Here is a 14,997-nt window from a genome sequence, read left to right on the forward strand (position 1 = left end):
GCGGCTATGGCGGCGCGCCCGGGCTGGCGCAAGCCGGCAACCCTCTCGTGCCCCGCTGCGTTGAGCCCCCGATTGCAACGATCAGGAGTAAGCGACGATGCAGGTTCCCCATAACGCGTTCGTGCTGGTCGCGGATGGCCGCAAGGCGCTGTTCTTCCGCAACGAGGGCGATGCCGAATATCCCAACCTGCAGGTCGAGCATGCCGAGGAACAGGCGAACCCCGCCGATCGCGACCAGAAGACCGACGCCGCCGGCGCCGCATCCTCGACGCGCGGCGGCGGCCAGTTCTCGTCCGGCGGCGGTTCGATGGGCGAAACCGATTTCCACCAGCAGGAGGAGGATCGCTTCGCCGCCGAGACCGCGGACATGCTGAAGCGCCGCGCGCTCGCCAACGATTTCGAGGCGCTCATCATCGTCGCACCGCCCAAGACGCTGGGCGAGCTGCGCAAACATTACCACAAGGAAGTCAGCGACCGACTGACCGGCGAACTCGCCAAGGACCTGACCGGGCATCCCGTGCCGGACATCGAACGCGCGCTGCGTTCGGCCTGACCGCGACGCCGACGAAAAAGGGCTGCCTCACCCCCGGGTGCGGCAGCCCTTTTTCATGTTCATCACGTTCAGGCGGCTTGCGGTCTGGCGAGCCGCTTGCGGGCGACCAGTGCCGCCGCGGCGGCGCCGAACAAAAGCACCATCGGCGGTGCCGGCACCGGTGCGGGCGGGCCGCCCGACGATCCGGTCGAGCCCGTCGATCCGTGATGTCCGCTCGACGTCCAGCCGCCGTTCGACGACCAGCCGCCGCTGGTGCTCCAGCCCTTCGAACTCGACCCGTACGACGAGCTGCTCGACGAGGTCGAGCTGGAACCCGACGACGACCCGCTGCTGCTCGACGAGGAGGAAACGTTGCCGCTGGAGGACGAGGACGACGAGGAGGACACGTTGCCGCTCGACGAACTCGACACGTTGCCGCTGGACGACGACGAGACGTTGCCGCTCGAGGACGAGGTGCTGCTGACGTTGCCCGACGACGACGTGCTGCTGACGTTGCCGCTCGATGTGGAGGAGGTGCTGCTGACGCCACCGGTCGAGGTCGACGACCCGCCCGTCGACGTGGAGGACCCGCCCGTCGAGGTCGAGGACCCGCCGGTCGAGGTCGACGATCCGCCGCTCGACGTCGACGAGGACGACCCGCCCGACGAGGTCGAGGACGATCCCCCGCTGGAGGTGGAGGAGATCACGACGCTGCCGCTCGATCCCGACGATCCGCCCCCGAAGAAGCCGCCGCCGAACCCTCCGCCGAAGCCGCCGCCCCAGCCGCCGCTGCCGCCGACGACCACCGGCACCGCGCCGCCGCCACCGCTGACGAAGCCGTCGGCGGCGGGCAGGGGGATGGGAATCGGTGCGGCCTGGCTGGCGACGGTGACGACCGTCGGATCGCACGTCGTCCGCGTGGTGGTGACGATTCGCCGCTTCACGCCGTGGTGGACCGCGGCGACCTGCCGGCGGACGACGACGCGCTTTTTCGCCTGCTTGACATAGGCCGGGCGGTTCGGTCGCTCGGCGACATGGACGGCGCCCCCGCCGATCAGCGCTCCCCCACATGCGCAGGCGCACAGTTTTGCCAATGCCATCCGTACGGACATAACGTCACTTTCTCTTTGCCGGCGTCGCCGCCCGGATATGCCGGGTTTAGCGGAGCCTCGCTGCCTTACGACCAAGTGCAAAACAAACGGTGAAGCGCAACAGCGTTAATCATCTTCTGCGTTGATTCGTCCGCTTTTCTTCATGCGGCGGCGGGGTGATTGACGTTAACGTGCCAGAGTGGAACACAAGCCATGGCTATGGTTAACGGCCGCCGCAACCCGGGGTTTTGGTGCCGGTGGGACATAAATGACGCTAATCGCAACAAAAGGTCGCATCTTTGTTCGATTCGGCAACTCTCATCGCTTGTGGTTCTTTTCGCGCACGATTATAGGCGCCTTCACCATTTGGGGGCGGCCCCGAGGTCATCATGGGGCCGGAGGGAGAGTGGTATGGCAACGCAAGTCAGTCGCGTACACGATGTGAGTTCGAACCCGATGCCGGCAAACGATGCGGGGGCTTTCGACGACGACGGTTATCGGCCGGGTGCCGACGAACCGTTCATGAGCCTGCGTCAGCAGGCGTATTTCCGTAACAAGCTGCTGCGGTGGAAGGACGCGATCCTTCAGGACGCGGCCGGCACGCTCAACCAGCTCCAGCTCGATTCGCTGCGCGAATCGGATCTGACCGATCGGGCATCGAGCGAGACTGACTGGTCGATCGAGCTGCGCACCCGCGACCGGCAGCGCAAGCTCGTCTCCAAGATCGAGGCGGCGGTCCGTCGCATCGACGAGGGCGAATACGGCTATTGCGAAGTGACCGGCGAACCGATCAGCCTCGGCCGGCTGGAGGCACGCCCGATCGCGACGATGACGCTGGAGGCGCAGGAGCGTCACGAGCGCAACGAGAAGATCTCGCGCGAGGATTAGGCGGCGGCGCGCGGATTAAGGAATTCGCTACCGGTCCGCGGCTACGCGCGGACGCTATTGTCGGTGGCCCGGTGGGCGCCGACGATCCGCCCATGCCGACAAGCCGGCGAACGAGAGTGGCTTTGCTTATGGATAGCTTTTCCTACGACCCGTTCGCCAAGGTCGACGAGATCGGCGGGTCGCAGCGTAGCCGTTCGCGAGACAGCCTGTTCCTGATGGCCCAGCTTTGCTTCGTCGGCGATACGAAGGTCCGCGAGGTGCGCGTCCGCAACCTGTCCGAGGGCGGGCTGATGGTCGATTGCACCTCGGTCAAGGAACCCGGCACCGCGGTGTCGCTCGACCTGCGCGGGATCGGCGCGGTGTCGGGCAAGGTCGCTTGGTGCACCGAAGGGCGGATCGGCATCGCGCTCGACCGGCCGATCGATCCCAAGAAGGCCCGCAAGCCGGTCGTCCAGCCGCGCTGATACGAAAAGCCCCTCCGCGAAGGGAGGGGCCGGGTTAAGCCTAGAGGCCGGTGAGCGCTTCCTTGAGCTTCAGCTTCTGCCGTTTCAGGTCGGTGAGGATTGCGGAGTTGGGCATCGGGCGGTGGGCTTCGTCGGCGATGCGGCGGTCGAGCGCGGCATGCTTGGTTTCCAGTGCCTGTTGATGCGTCGTCTGCATTTCGGTGTACCTCCTGATGCATGCGTGTTGGGGGGAATGAGTAAACCACCGACGCGTCGAAAAGTCCTCATCGAAATCGCCCGAACGCGATTAGCCGAGGCATATCGTGCGACGACCCGGGGCCGGTCCGCGCAATCGCTCGACGGTGCCGCGACGCGCTTGGTCCGGCGCCGCGGCTGGGGTAGGGGGACGCAGGCTCTGGGGGTATTGGCATGGACGAAGCGCAGATCATCGCCCGGCTCGACCTGTTGCGGACCGAACACCGCGATCTCGACGCGGCGATCGACGCGCTGGCGACCAACGGCATCCCCGACCAGTTGCAGATCGCCCGGTTGAAGAAGCGCAAGCTACGGCTGCGCGACGAAATCTTCAATTGCGAGGACCAGTTGATCCCCGACATTATCGCCTGACGCCGGTGCCGGGCGGCGATCGGTTCGCTTTGGTACAATCCGCCGCGACGAGCCGCTGTGCAGCGCGGCACCGCTGTGCCACCAGCATCGCATGACCGGCCGCAGCACCGAATCCCGCATCCACCGTCGCCTGATCGACTCGCTCTATACCGAGGCGATGCTGCTCGCCGACGAAGCCCGCGCCTATTTCGACGAGGCGGGCCGCGCCGAGCGCGAATCACTCGATCCGCTGATCCGGGTCGGCTTTTCGTGCGAATCGCTGAAGGTGACGACGCGGCTGATGCACGTCATCGCCTGGCTGCTCACCCAGCGCGCGGTCGATGCCGGCGAACTGCGCCCGCGCGAGGCGCTCGACCCGGCGCGCCGTTTGGGTAGCGCCCCGCAATTCGATGCGAACCTGATCGACGCGCTGCCGCCGCGCGCCCGCACGTTGGTGGAGGCGAGCGCCAATCTCCACCGCCGCGTCGGCCTGCTCGACACCGCGCTCGAGGTGCAGCTCGCGCCCAGCCCGGTCCATCGCCTCCACGACCGGCTGGCGCTCGCCTTCTAGGCGGCGGGGGAGGCGATCACCCCCGCATCGTCACGCGGCCATCCGGCGCCGCCGACGTAGCGCCCCGATCCTCTCAGCCGAGCAGTCGCGCCTTCGCCGCCGCATATTCGGCGCCCAGCCGCGCGACGCGATCGGCGACGCTCTCCACGCGATCGACCACGCCGATCCCCTGGCCCGATCCCCAGATGTCGCGCCATGCCTTGGCCTTCGATCCCCCATCCTTGTTGGCGCCGCCGCCGAAGTTCATCGTCTTGAGGTCGCCCTCGGGCAGATTGTCGGGGTCCAGTCCCGATGCCGCGATCGAGCTGCGCAGGTAATTGCCGTGCACGCCGGTGAACAGGTTGGAATAGACGATGTCCGCGGCGCGGCTGGCGACGATCGACGCCTTGTAATCCTCCGCCGCATTCGCCTCGGTCGTCGCGATGAAGGGCGAGCCGATATAGGCGAAGTCCGCCCCCATCGCCTGCGCCGCCAGCACCGCGCCCCCGGTTGCGATCGATCCGGACAGCGCCAGCGGCCCGTCGAACCACTGGCGGATCTCCTGCACGATCGCGAAGGGCGACAGCTTGCCGGCATGGCCGCCCGCACCCGCCGCGACCGCGATCAGGCCGTCCGCGCCCTTTTCCACCGCCTTGCGCGCGAACCGGTCGTCGATGACGTCGTGCAGCGTGATCCCGCCCCAGCCGTGGACGGCGGTGTTGAGGTCCTCGCGCGCACCCAGCGAGGTGATGACGATCGGCACCTGCCATTTAGCGCAGGTTTCGAGGTCGGCCTCCAGCCGGTTGTTCGACTTGTGGACGATCTGGTTGACCGCGAACGGCGCGGCCGGCCGGTCGGGATGGTCGCGGTTGTGCGCGGCCAGTTCCTCGGTGATGCGATGCAGCCATTCGTCGAGCAGCGTCTGCGGCCGCGCATTGAGCGCCGGAAACGATCCGACGATCCCCGCCTTGCACTGCGCGATCACCAGATCGGGACCGGAAATGATGAACAGCGGCGACCCGATCACGGGCAGCGCCAGACGGTCGAAGATCTTGGGTATCATGGTGTCGGCGTCCTCTCGGGATCGGTTGTTTACCGAAACCGATCTGCCTGTCCAGCGCGTGCGAAGCCGGTTGCGAACCGCCGATCCCTTGCCGTTACGGAACAAAGGCGTATGGCCGCGGCCATACACGCGATCCGGAGTCGATCCCCCCATGAAGCTTGCCGTCGTCACCGCCCTTGCGCTCACCGTATCGACCCCGGCGCTCGCCGCGGGCAGCCTGCCGACCAATGTCGTCCCCGTCGTCTACGACATTTCGGTGACCCCGAATGCGCAGGCGATGACCTTCACCGGCAGCGAGACGGTCACGATCGACGTCAAGGCGCCGACCGCCACGATCACACTCAACGCCGCCGATCTGGCGCTGTCGGCGGCGACGTTCGACGGCAAGCCGGTCGCCTATGCGCTCGACAAGGACCGCCAGCTACTGACGCTGACGCTGCGCTCCGCCGCGCGCGTCGGCCGGCACACCGTCGGCTTCCGCTGGAGCGGCAAGATCGGCCAGTCGGCCGCCGGCCTGTTCGCGATCGACTACACTAATCAGGACGGGTCGAAGGCGCGGATGCTCGCCACCCAGTTCGAGGCGCCCGACGCGCGCCGCTTCGCGCCGATGTGGGACGAGCCGGCGTTCAAGGCGAAGTTCCGGCTGAAGGCGGTGGCGCCTGCCGGGCAGCTCGCGCTGTCGAACATGCCCGTCACCTCGGTCGCGAAGCAGGCGGACGGCACGCAGCTGTACAGCTTCGCCGAGACGCCGATCATGTCGAGCTACCTCCTGTACCTCGGCATGGGCGATCTCGAGCGCAAGACGGTGAAGGCGGGCAATGTCGAGATCGGCGTCGTCACCCGGCGCGGCGTGTCGGACCAGGGCGATTATGCGCTGGAGCAGGCGAAGCGACTGCTGCCCTATTACAACGACTATTTCGGCCAGCCCTATCCACTGCCCAAGCTCGACATGATCGCCGGCCCCGGCTCCAGCCAGTTCTTCAGCGCGATGGAGAATTGGGGCGCGATCTTCTATTTCGAGCCCGAACTGCTGTTCGACGCGAAGCGCGCCACCGAGAGCGGTCGCCAGCGCATCTTCACCGTCGTCGCGCATGAGATGGCGCACCAGTGGTTCGGCGACCTCGTCACCATGCGCTGGTGGGACGACCTGTGGCTCAACGAGGGCTTCGCCTCGTGGATGGAGAACAAGTCGGCCGCCGATCTCAATCCGGCGTGGCAGGCCGATGCCGCCGCGGTATCGTCCGACCGCGAGGCGGCGATGGGGATCGACGCGACCGCCGCGACGCATCCGATTATCCGCAAGATCGATACCGTCGACCAGATCGGCGAGGCGTTCGACGGCATCACCTATATGAAGGGGCAGGCCGTCATCGGCATGCTCGAGTCGACGTTGGGCGCCGAGGCGTTCCGCGACGGCATCCGCCGCTACATGGCGAAGTACAAATACGGGAATACGGTGACCGAACAGCTGTGGGCGGAGCTGTCCGCCGCGGCGGGGCAGCCGGTTTCCGATATCGCGCACGGCTTCACGTTGCAGGGCGGCGTGCCGCTGGTGACGCTGACCGGCGCGCGCTGCGTCGGCGGCACCACCACCGCGACGCTGGCGCAGGGGCGGTTCGGCCTCGACGCCGCCTCGAAGGCGCCGCAGACGTGGAAGGTGCCGCTGGTCGCCGGCACGCTCGGCGGCGGCGAGACGCGCAGCGTCGTCACCGGCCCCGCGACGACGGTGTCGGTGAAGGGCTGCGGCACGCTGCTGCTCAACAAGGGCAAGGGCAGCTACACCCGCGTGATGTACGACCAGCCCGCGCATGACGCGCTGGTCCGCGACTATGTCCGCCTGCCGCTGCCCGACCGGCTCGGCACGCTCGCCGACGATTACGCGCTAGCGGCGGGCGGCTATCAGGACCTGTCGCGCTTCTTCGCGTTGATGGCGAAGGTCGGGCCGGACGCCGATCCGCTCGAATGGTCGCTGGTGTCGGGTCGCCTCGGCGGCCTTGCCGGTACGTTCGAGGGCACGCCGATCGCCGCGCCGCTCGGCCGCAAGACCGCTGCGATCCTCGCACCGGTGCTCCAGCGGGTCGGTTTCGCCGCGACGCCGGGCGAATCGCCGCTGGTCGGCAATCTGCGCGAGGGGCTGATCGGTGGGCTGGGCCGCAACGGCGATCCCGTCGTGCTGCGGCAGGCGCGCAACTATGTCGCCAAACTGGCCACCGACCCTACCGCGATCCCGCCGGCGATCCGCCAGCCGATCCTCTCGACCTTCGCGATCCATGCGACCCCGGCCGAATGGGACCAGTTGCTCGCTTTGACGAAGGCGGAGACCAATCCGGTCGCGAAGAACCGCTTCGTTTCGCTGCTCGGCGCCGCGAAGGACGATGCGATCGCCACCCGCGCGCTCGGCCTGCTCAGGACCGACACGTTCACCGCCCCGCAGAAGGCGGCGCTGCTGCGCGCGGTCGCGGGCAGCCATCCCGACATGGCGTTCGACTGGGCGGTCGCCAATCGGCCGCTGGTCGATGGCTTCATCGAAGAAAGCAGCCGCTCGGGCTATATCGTCGGTCTGGGGGCGGGATCGAAGGATCCGGCAATGCCCGGGAAGATCGAAGCCTTCGCACAGACCTTGCCCGAAACGTCACGCGGCGCCGCTCGTCGGGTGATCTCGGGCATCGCGGTGCGTAAGGCGACCGCCGACCGGCTGCGCCCGGCAGTCGAGGCGTGGATCGGATAAGCCGCGGGGCCCGGGCTCCCGTCGCGACTGGAGCCCGGGTATCGGGGCGGGGCGGGCGATCAGCCCCCGCCGTTGCCGGGAATGCCGGTGACGTCGGCCATGCCGTCGTCCGCCAGCGCGACCAGCCAGGCGCTGTTGTCGACGCAGCGCACCGCCCACACTGGCTTGCCGTTGCGGTCGCTCTGCCGGGTCGCCTCGGCGATGCCCTGGCACGGCTGCTTGGCATCGTCGATCGCGCGATACAGCACGCCGTTGAGCTGGCGCGGGGGCAGGGCGAGGACCTTGGCGATATAGCCGGTCTCCGTCGGCGCGGCGGCGGTGGTGTTGGCGGCGACCGGCTCGGCGGGCTGCGATCCGCATGCCGCCAGCATCATGGCCAACCCCAGCCCCGTTCCCAGCCCCGTCATCGTCAACGCACGCATCGCCGTATCTCCCCTCGTTGCCACCGCCGGCATAACCGGCACCCGGATTGAACGACAAGCGCCGCCGCTCCGTTCCGGTTGATCTGCGCAGGCCGGCGATGGCAAGGACGAGGGATGGACTGGCAGCTATCGATCGAGCGGCATGGCGCGGAGCAACAGCCGGTCGTCGTCATCGACGGCTTCGCGGATGCGGAGCGGTTTCGCGACGATGCCGCCTTCCTGTCGTTCGCGCCGATCGGCCCGCATTATCCCGGTATTCGCGCGATCGTCGCCCCGGCGCTGCTGCGCGACCTGCTCGCCCGGCTGGAACCGGTCGCGGCGGAGGTGTTCGGCAGCGCCGGGCTGGAGGTGGTCGACGCTTTCTATTCGATAGTCACCACGCCACCGTCCGCGCTCGCCCCGATCCAGCGGTTGCCGCATTTCGACGAGGTGTCGTCCACCCGGCTCGCGCTGCTCCATTATCTGTCGCCCGACGAACGCAGCGGCACTGCTTTCTATCGCCATCGCACCACCGGGTTCGAATCGATCGATGCGGGGCGATTGCCGTCCTACCGCACGGCGCTCGACGCCGATCTGCGCCTACACGGCATACCCGATCCTCGATATATCGGCGGCGACACGCCGGTGTTCGAACGCGTCGCGCTCCACCGCGGCCGGTTCAACCGGGCGATCCTGTATCGCTCCAACACGCTGCACTGCGCGCATCTGCCCGAGGGAATGGTTTTCGATCCCGATCCGGAGACGGGCCGGCTGACCGTGAATACCTTCCTCGATTCACGCCATTAGCGGCGTCCTGTTGCACAAAAAGCACGTACCCCCGGGCGGTATGTGAATACGTATGTGGCCGACTTCACTCCTATCGGCCTCGCGTTCACAAGCCGGCACCACAGTCAGCCGATCATCCGCGATGGAGCGGGCGGGGGCATGGCGCCACGCAGGGGGAGGATCTTTCATGTCCCACATCGATACCACGTTTTCCATGCGCGCGCGGATCGCGCTGCGCTCCACCTCCGTCGCGATCGGTAGTATCCTGCTGGTGACCGGTGGCGCGGCGTTCGCGCAGGAAGCGCCGAACCCGCAGTCGCCCACCGCCAACCCGTCCGCCGCCGCCACCGTCCAGTCGCCCGCCCCCGCCGCCGAGCCGACCCCGAACCAGGACGCTGCCGCCACCCAGACGGTCGAGAATGCGGTCGCCGACGATGCCGACATTGTCGTCACCGGCATCCGCGCCAGCCTCGCCAATTCCGCCAAGATCAAGCGCAACTCGACGCTGATCGTCGACAGCGTCTCGGCCGAGGACGTCGGCAAGCTGCCCGACGTGTCGATCGCCGATTCGCTCGCCCGCCTGCCCGGCGTCACCGCGCAGCGGCTCGAAGGGCGCGACCAGCGCCTGTCGATCCGCGGCCTCGGCCCCGATTTCTCGACCACGCTGCTCAACGGCCGCGAACAGGTCACCGTCGGCGACAACCGCGGCGTCGAATACGATCAGTATCCGTCGGAATTCTTCCGCAACGTCAACGTCTACAAGTCGGCCGACGCCTCGCTGATCGCGGCGGGCATCTCGGGCACCGTCGACCTACGCATGCTGCGCCCGCTGGAACAGTCGGGCCGGATCTTCGCGATCAACGCGCGCGGCCAGATGAACGGCATCGACAATCTCAACCCGGATTCATCGCGCTACGGCTATCGCGCCTCGGCGACTTATGTCGACAAGTTCGCCAACGACACGCTCGGCATCGCGATCGGCGTGTCGGGTTCTCAGACGCCGACGCAGAACGAGCGCTACAACGCCTGGGGCTATAGCGGCACCGGCACGACCGCCGATCCGTTCCTGCTCAACGGCGCCAAGCCCTACGTGCAGTCGAACGAGCTGAAGCGCTACGGCGGCGTCGCGACGATCGAATGGGCGCCGTCCGACAGCTTCCATTCGACCTTCGACGCGCTCTATTCGGACTTCACCGAGGAACAGCGCCTGCGCGGCATCGAGTTTCCGCTTGCCGGGCAACTGGCCAATGCGACCAACCCGACCGGTACGGTCGTCAGCAGTGTCGCCGGCACCAACGGGTTCGTCGATTCCGCGACCTTCTCGAACGTCTATGCGGTTCAGCGCAACGACTTCAACCGCCGCAAGGCGAAGAACCTGTCGCTCGGCTGGAACAACGATTTCAAGCTGACCGACACGATCCACTTCAACGTCGATGCGAGCTGGTCGCGCGCCAAGCGCACCGATTTCCTGCTTGAAACGAACACCGGCACCGGTTTCGCCAAGAGCGGCGTGTCCGACACCGTCCGCATCACGCAGAACGGCAACGGCACCTATTCGATCGTCCCGACGCTCGATTACACCAATCCGAACATCTTCAAGCTGACCGACCCGCAGGGCTGGGGCAACAACGGCACGCAGCAGGTCGTCCAGTCGGGCTTCCTCGGCAATCCGAACTTCAAAGACGACCTGAAGTCGCTGCGCGCGAGCCTGAACGGCGAATTCGAGGGCAGCCTGTTGAAGGGCTGGGAAGTCGGCGCCAACTATAGCCGCCGCAAGAAGACCAGCGCCTACAAATCCTACTTCCTGTGCCCGCGCGGCACCGGCACGGGTTGCACCGTGACCAGCGGCACGCCGCTGACGGGGAACGTGCCCAACGAGGCACTGCTCGGCACCAACATCCCGCTCGACTATCTCGGCGTCCCCGCGATGCTGACCTACGATCCGCTGTACGTGTTCGATAACGCGCTCAATTCGGCGTTCGACAACCGGCCGTCGGCGCTGGTCCGCGACAATCGCGTGATCGAGGACGTCTACACCGGCTATGCCAAGCTCAGCATCGACGGCGATCTCGGCGGCAAGGCGGTCAAGGGCGCGCTCGGCGTGCAGGTCATCCGCTCCGAGCAGCGCTCGGTCGGCCAGATCGCCAGCCTCGTCGGCACCGTCGTGACGATCGCTCCGGCGGACCAGCGCGAAAAGTACACCAACGTGCTGCCGTCGGCGACGCTGTCGGTCGAGCTGATCCCCAACGGCTTCGTCAAGATGGGCGCCTCGCAGACGATGGTGCGCCCGCGCCTCGACCAGGAGCGCGTCACGCAGGACGTGTCGATCAATCTCAACAACATCGGCCTCCAGCCCATCGGCAGCAACCCGGTCTTCTCGTCCACCGGCGGCAACGTCGCGCTGCGGCCGTACCAGTCGACCAACATCGACCTGTCGTTCGAGAAGTATTTCGACGTCGGCGGCTATGTCGCGCTGTCGACCTACTTCAAGGACCTGACCGACTTCGTCGATCCGAACAATTCGCTGCCCTATGACTTCAGCGGCCTGCTCGGCGCGCTGACGCCGGCGCAGCAGGCGCAGGTGATCGCGTCCGGGCAGCAGATCGGCAACGTCAGCACGCCCGCCAACACCGGCCGCGGCAACATCCTGGGCGTGGAGGCGACGCTGTCGCTGCCGTTCAAGGCGGTGACCAGCGCGCTCGACGGCTTCGGCATCTTCGTCAGCGGCAACTACACCGAATCGACGATCAAATACGCCAACGCACCGACGCCGATCACGCTGCCCGGCCTGTCCAAATGGACCGGCAGCGGCACGATCTACTTCGAGAAATGGGGCTTCCAAGCGCGCGCGAACTATCGCTACCGTTCGTCGTTCCTGGCCGAGATCGCCGGCCTGTCCGCCAACCCGGATTATTATACGGCGCGCCCGGAGGGCATCCTCGATGCGCAGATCGGCTATGAATTCCAGGAAGGCTTCCTGCAGGGCCTGTCGATCCTGGCGCAGGCGAAGAACCTGACCGATCGCCCGTTCACGACCTACTTCAACGGCAACCAGCGTCTGGTCCGCGACTATCAGCGCTACGGTCGCGATTACTATGTCGGCATAACCTACAAGTTCTAAGGGTTTTCCAAGAGGTTCCTCCCCGAACCACCTCGGGCTGCCGTCGCAGGACGGCAGCCCATTTTCTTGTTAGGACCACCGCCATGACCGACCGGCCCATCACCACGATCGTCATCGCCGGCGGCGGCACCGCGGGCTGGATGGCGGCGGCGACCTTTGGACGGTTCCTCGAGAGCGGCTATCGCATCCGGCTGGTCGAATCCGAGGAGATCGGCACCGTTGGCGTCGGCGAGGCGACCATCCCGCAGATCCGCCTGTTCAACCAGGCGCTCGGGCTGGACGAGGATGCCTTCCTCCGCGCGACCGGCGGCACGTTCAAGCTCGGGATCAGCTTCGACGGCTGGCGCGTGCCCGAGCATAGCTACATGCATGCGTTCGGCGACGTCGGCCGTGATGTCGGGCTGATCGCCTTCCAGCATTACTGGCTGCGCGCCCGCAGGCTCGGCCTCGCCAAGCCGCTCGATGCCTATGCGCTCAACGACATCGCCGGGCGCGCCGGACGGATGCATCGCGGCGGGCCGCTGACCGCGGCGACGATCCCCGCGATGCCCTATGCCTTCCACTTCGATGCCGGGCTCTACGCCGCCTACCTCCGTCGCTTCGCAGTCAATCGCGGCGTCGAGCGGACCGAGGGCCGGATCGCCACCGTCGAGCGGGATGGCGAGAGCGGCGACGTTGCCGCGCTCGTCCTCGCCTCCGGCGAACGGATCGCGGGCGACCTGTTCCTCGACTGCACCGGGTTTCGCGGGCTGCTGATCGAGGGCGCGCTGGCCACGGGGTACGAGGACTGGACGCACTGGCTGCCCTGCGACCGTGCGGTCGCGGTGCCGAGCGCCAACGTCGGCGCGCCACTACCCTATACCCGTGCCATCGCGCGCGCGGCGGGGTGGCAATGGCGCATCCCGTTGCAGCATCGCGCCGGCAACGGCCACGTCTATTGCAGCGCCTTCACCAGTCAGGAGGCCGCGACCGACACGCTGCTCGCCAATATCGAGGGCGCGCCGCAGGCCGATCCCCGCCACCTGCGCTTCACCACGGGCCGGCGCCGGCGCGCGTGGAACCGCAACGTCGTCGCGATGGGGCTGGCGAGCGGTTTCCTCGAACCGCTGGAATCGACCAGCATCCACCTGATCCAGTCCGCCATCGCGCGGCTGGTCAAGTTGTTGCCCGCGCTCCCGGTCGCCGCCGCGCTACGTGACGAATACAACCGCCAGACCGATTTCGAGATCGAGCGTATCCGCGATTTCCTGATCCTGCATTATTGGGCGAACGGCCGGTCGGAGCCGTTCTGGCAGGCGTGCCGGTCGATGACGCTGCCCGATACGCTGGAGGCGAAGATCGCGCTGTGGCGCGAAGCCGGGACGATCACGCGCGAGCATGAGGAATTGTTCACCGAGGACGGCTGGCTGCAGGTGCTGGCCGGGCAGGGGGTGGAGGCACAGGCGCATCACCCGCTCGCGGACCAGATCGCGAGGGGCGACCTTGGCGAATATATGGAGACGCTCGAACTGCTCTACCGGCGCGAGGCGCAGGCGATGCCCGCGCATGGCGAGTTTATCGCGCAGCATTGCGCGGCAAGACCCTAGGCCGACCCGCGCACGATCAGCCGCGGTTGCAGCAGCGCCGTATCGGTCGGCTCCTCCGCGATCCGGCGCAACAGCGTGTCGACCAGCACCTCGCCCGCCTTGCGGTAATCCTGTGCGATCGTCGTCAGCGGCGGCTGCGTCGTCGCCGATGCGGGGATATCGTCGAAGCCGATGATCGCCACGTCCTCCGGCACGCGCAGCCCCGCCTCCGCCAGCGCCCGCACCGCGCCCAGCGCGATCAGGTCGGATGCCGCGAACAGCGCGTCGAACGGCAGGTTGCGCGCCAGCAGCCGCCGGGTCGCGTCATAGCCCGATTGCTCGACCGACAGCGCATCGGCGTGCAGCCCCGGATGCACCGGCAGCCCCGCCTCGCGCAGCGCAGCGCACAGCCCGCGATAGCGGTCGCGAAATTCGGGATAATGGTCGTCGGCATCGCCGATGAAGCCGATGCGCCTGGCGCCGCGCGCGATCAGATGCTCGCCCGCCATCCGCCCGCCCGCGACATTGTCGCAGCCGATCGTCACGCCGATATTGTGGCTGTCGACCGATCCCCAGCGGACGAAATGCGTGCCCTGCGCGACCAGCGCCTCCAGCCGCGCCTTGTAGAGTTCGTAATCGCCATAGCCGAGCAGGATGATCCCGTCCGCCTTGCGGCTGTCCTCGAAATCGCGGTGCCAGTTGGCCGACAATTGCTGGAACGAGGTCAGCAAATCGTATCCCCGCGCCGCGCAGGTGCGCAGGATCGATCCCAGCATCGACAGGAAGAAGGGGTTGATGAAGCTGCCGTCGTCGAGCGGGTCTTCAAAGAACAGCAGCGCCAGCGTCATGCTCTGTCCTCGGCGCAGCGAGGAGGCGTTCTTGTCGACCTTGTAGTTGAGCTGCCGCGCGATCGCCTCGATCCGCATGCGGGTGGCGCCGCTTACCGTCCGGTCGCCGCGGAGCGCGCGGCTGACGGTTGGTTGCGAGACGCCCGCGAGCGCGGCGATATCGAACGACGTCGGTTTGTCGCCGGCCCCCGACGCGCCCCGGCCTCTGGTTTTCACGGCCATCGCCCGATCCTACAGGAGAGCGGCGCCACGCGAAAGCGCCGCGACCACCGATGTGGAACCGCCGATGTGAATACGTATGCCCTATGCTTGGCTTGGCGCGCCGCTGTCCGCACAACGCCGCCACGGATGCGGCCGGCGAAGGATCGGACGCGC

The 14,997-nt window shown here is 67.3% G+C and carries 14 protein-coding genes; 10 read left to right on the top strand and 4 right to left on the bottom strand.

Going from position 1 to position 14,997, the window contains the following annotated elements:
* Positions 1–97: 97 nt before the first annotated feature.
* From AC1RTO_RS05455 to AC1RTO_RS05470, 4 genes are all read left to right on the top strand, one after another.
* A complete protein-coding gene (locus AC1RTO_RS05455) occupies positions 98–553 on the top strand; it encodes a host attachment family protein (RefSeq protein WP_493159852.1) in 456 nt (151 codons plus the stop codon).
* Between the two features lie 252 nt (positions 554–805).
* A complete protein-coding gene (locus AC1RTO_RS05460; RefSeq protein WP_493159853.1) occupies positions 806–1,540 on the top strand; it encodes a hypothetical protein in 735 nt (244 codons plus the stop codon).
* 539 nt (positions 1,541–2,079) lie between these two features.
* The gene (gene dksA / locus AC1RTO_RS05465; RefSeq protein ID WP_293877336.1) at positions 2,080–2,511 is read left to right on the top strand and encodes an RNA polymerase-binding protein DksA; all 432 of its coding nucleotides are present in this window, start codon (positions 2,080–2,082) and stop codon (positions 2,509–2,511) included.
* Between the two features lie 128 nt (positions 2,512–2,639).
* Positions 2,640–2,975 carry a PilZ domain-containing protein gene (locus AC1RTO_RS05470; RefSeq protein WP_493159854.1) on the top strand — a complete coding sequence of 112 codons (336 nt, stop codon included), beginning with the start codon at positions 2,640–2,642 and terminating at the stop codon, positions 2,973–2,975.
* A 40-nt stretch (positions 2,976–3,015) separates the two neighbouring features.
* Here the strand turns inward: AC1RTO_RS05470 and AC1RTO_RS05475 are convergent, their stop codons facing one another.
* Positions 3,016–3,171: a YdcH family protein gene (locus AC1RTO_RS05475; RefSeq protein WP_293877340.1), complete on the bottom strand. Its 156-nt coding sequence runs from the start codon at positions 3,169–3,171 to the stop codon at positions 3,016–3,018.
* A 212-nt stretch (positions 3,172–3,383) separates the two neighbouring features.
* On the opposite strand from AC1RTO_RS05475, the gene AC1RTO_RS05480 reads away from it, so the two are divergent.
* Positions 3,384–3,581, top strand: a complete 198-nt coding sequence (locus AC1RTO_RS05480; protein ID WP_293877342.1) for a YdcH family protein — start codon at positions 3,384–3,386, stop codon at positions 3,579–3,581.
* Between the two features lie 91 nt (positions 3,582–3,672).
* Entirely contained in the window at positions 3,673–4,131 is a 459-nt protein-coding gene (locus AC1RTO_RS05485) for a DUF1465 family protein (RefSeq protein ID WP_493159855.1), read from the top strand.
* A 73-nt stretch (positions 4,132–4,204) separates the two neighbouring features.
* Here AC1RTO_RS05485 and AC1RTO_RS05490 read toward each other — a convergent pair whose 3' ends face one another.
* Positions 4,205–5,173, bottom strand: coding sequence for an NAD(P)H-dependent flavin oxidoreductase (locus AC1RTO_RS05490; RefSeq protein WP_493159856.1), 969 nt, complete (start codon positions 5,171–5,173; stop codon positions 4,205–4,207).
* A 151-nt stretch (positions 5,174–5,324) separates the two neighbouring features.
* Between AC1RTO_RS05490 and AC1RTO_RS05495 the strand changes: the two genes are divergently transcribed.
* On the top strand, positions 5,325–7,901 hold the full coding sequence (locus AC1RTO_RS05495) for a M1 family metallopeptidase (protein WP_493159857.1): 2,577 nt from the start codon (positions 5,325–5,327) through the stop codon (positions 7,899–7,901).
* A 59-nt stretch (positions 7,902–7,960) separates the two neighbouring features.
* Here AC1RTO_RS05495 and AC1RTO_RS05500 read toward each other — a convergent pair whose 3' ends face one another.
* Positions 7,961–8,323 carry a hypothetical protein gene (locus AC1RTO_RS05500; RefSeq protein ID WP_493159858.1) on the bottom strand — a complete coding sequence of 121 codons (363 nt, stop codon included), beginning with the start codon at positions 8,321–8,323 and terminating at the stop codon, positions 7,961–7,963.
* Between the two features lie 114 nt (positions 8,324–8,437).
* Here AC1RTO_RS05500 and AC1RTO_RS05505 point away from each other — a divergent pair, with 114 nt between their 5' ends.
* From AC1RTO_RS05505 to AC1RTO_RS05515, 3 genes are all read left to right on the top strand, one after another.
* Positions 8,438–9,109: a DUF6445 family protein gene (locus AC1RTO_RS05505; RefSeq protein ID WP_493159859.1), complete on the top strand. Its 672-nt coding sequence runs from the start codon at positions 8,438–8,440 to the stop codon at positions 9,107–9,109.
* Between the two features lie 166 nt (positions 9,110–9,275).
* A complete protein-coding gene (locus AC1RTO_RS05510) occupies positions 9,276–12,209 on the top strand; it encodes a TonB-dependent receptor (RefSeq protein ID WP_493159860.1) in 2,934 nt (977 codons plus the stop codon).
* Positions 12,210–12,292: 83 nt separating this feature from the next.
* Positions 12,293–13,795: a tryptophan halogenase family protein gene (locus AC1RTO_RS05515; protein ID WP_493159861.1), complete on the top strand. Its 1,503-nt coding sequence runs from the start codon at positions 12,293–12,295 to the stop codon at positions 13,793–13,795.
* Here AC1RTO_RS05515 and AC1RTO_RS05520 read toward each other — a convergent pair.
* Complete coding sequence (locus AC1RTO_RS05520; protein ID WP_493159862.1) at positions 13,792–14,844, bottom strand: LacI family DNA-binding transcriptional regulator; 1,053 nt, start codon at positions 14,842–14,844, stop codon at positions 13,792–13,794. The two genes, AC1RTO_RS05515 and AC1RTO_RS05520, sit on opposite strands and share 4 nt — an antisense overlap.
* Positions 14,845–14,997: the final 153 nt, after the last annotated feature.

The organism is Sphingomonas sp. GW821-FHT10F09, assembly GCF_058809195.1.

What these genes read in the sequence shown, in the direction of transcription:
- AC1RTO_RS05455 (WP_493159852.1), top strand. Translation starts at nt 98, where the DNA reads ATGCAGGTTCCCCATAACGCGTTCGTGCTGGTCGCGGATGGCCGCAAG.
- dksA (WP_293877336.1), top strand. Translation starts at nt 2,080, where the DNA reads ATGCCGGCAAACGATGCGGGGGCTTTCGACGACGACGGTTATCGGCCG.
- AC1RTO_RS05470 (WP_493159854.1), top strand. Translation starts at nt 2,640, where the DNA reads ATGGATAGCTTTTCCTACGACCCGTTCGCCAAGGTCGACGAGATCGGC.
- AC1RTO_RS05475 (WP_293877340.1), bottom strand. Translation starts at nt 3,171, where the DNA reads ATGCAGACGACGCATCAACAGGCACTGGAAACCAAGCATGCCGCGCTC.
- AC1RTO_RS05480 (WP_293877342.1), top strand. Translation starts at nt 3,384, where the DNA reads ATGGACGAAGCGCAGATCATCGCCCGGCTCGACCTGTTGCGGACCGAA.
- AC1RTO_RS05485 (WP_493159855.1), top strand. Translation starts at nt 3,673, where the DNA reads ATGACCGGCCGCAGCACCGAATCCCGCATCCACCGTCGCCTGATCGAC.
- AC1RTO_RS05490 (WP_493159856.1), bottom strand. Translation starts at nt 5,173, where the DNA reads ATGATACCCAAGATCTTCGACCGTCTGGCGCTGCCCGTGATCGGGTCG.
- AC1RTO_RS05495 (WP_493159857.1), top strand. Translation starts at nt 5,325, where the DNA reads ATGAAGCTTGCCGTCGTCACCGCCCTTGCGCTCACCGTATCGACCCCG.
- AC1RTO_RS05500 (WP_493159858.1), bottom strand. Translation starts at nt 8,323, where the DNA reads ATGCGTGCGTTGACGATGACGGGGCTGGGAACGGGGCTGGGGTTGGCC.
- AC1RTO_RS05505 (WP_493159859.1), top strand. Translation starts at nt 8,438, where the DNA reads ATGGACTGGCAGCTATCGATCGAGCGGCATGGCGCGGAGCAACAGCCG.
- AC1RTO_RS05510 (WP_493159860.1), top strand. Translation starts at nt 9,276, where the DNA reads ATGTCCCACATCGATACCACGTTTTCCATGCGCGCGCGGATCGCGCTG.
- AC1RTO_RS05515 (WP_493159861.1), top strand. Translation starts at nt 12,293, where the DNA reads ATGACCGACCGGCCCATCACCACGATCGTCATCGCCGGCGGCGGCACC.
- AC1RTO_RS05520 (WP_493159862.1), bottom strand. Translation starts at nt 14,844, where the DNA reads ATGGCCGTGAAAACCAGAGGCCGGGGCGCGTCGGGGGCCGGCGACAAA.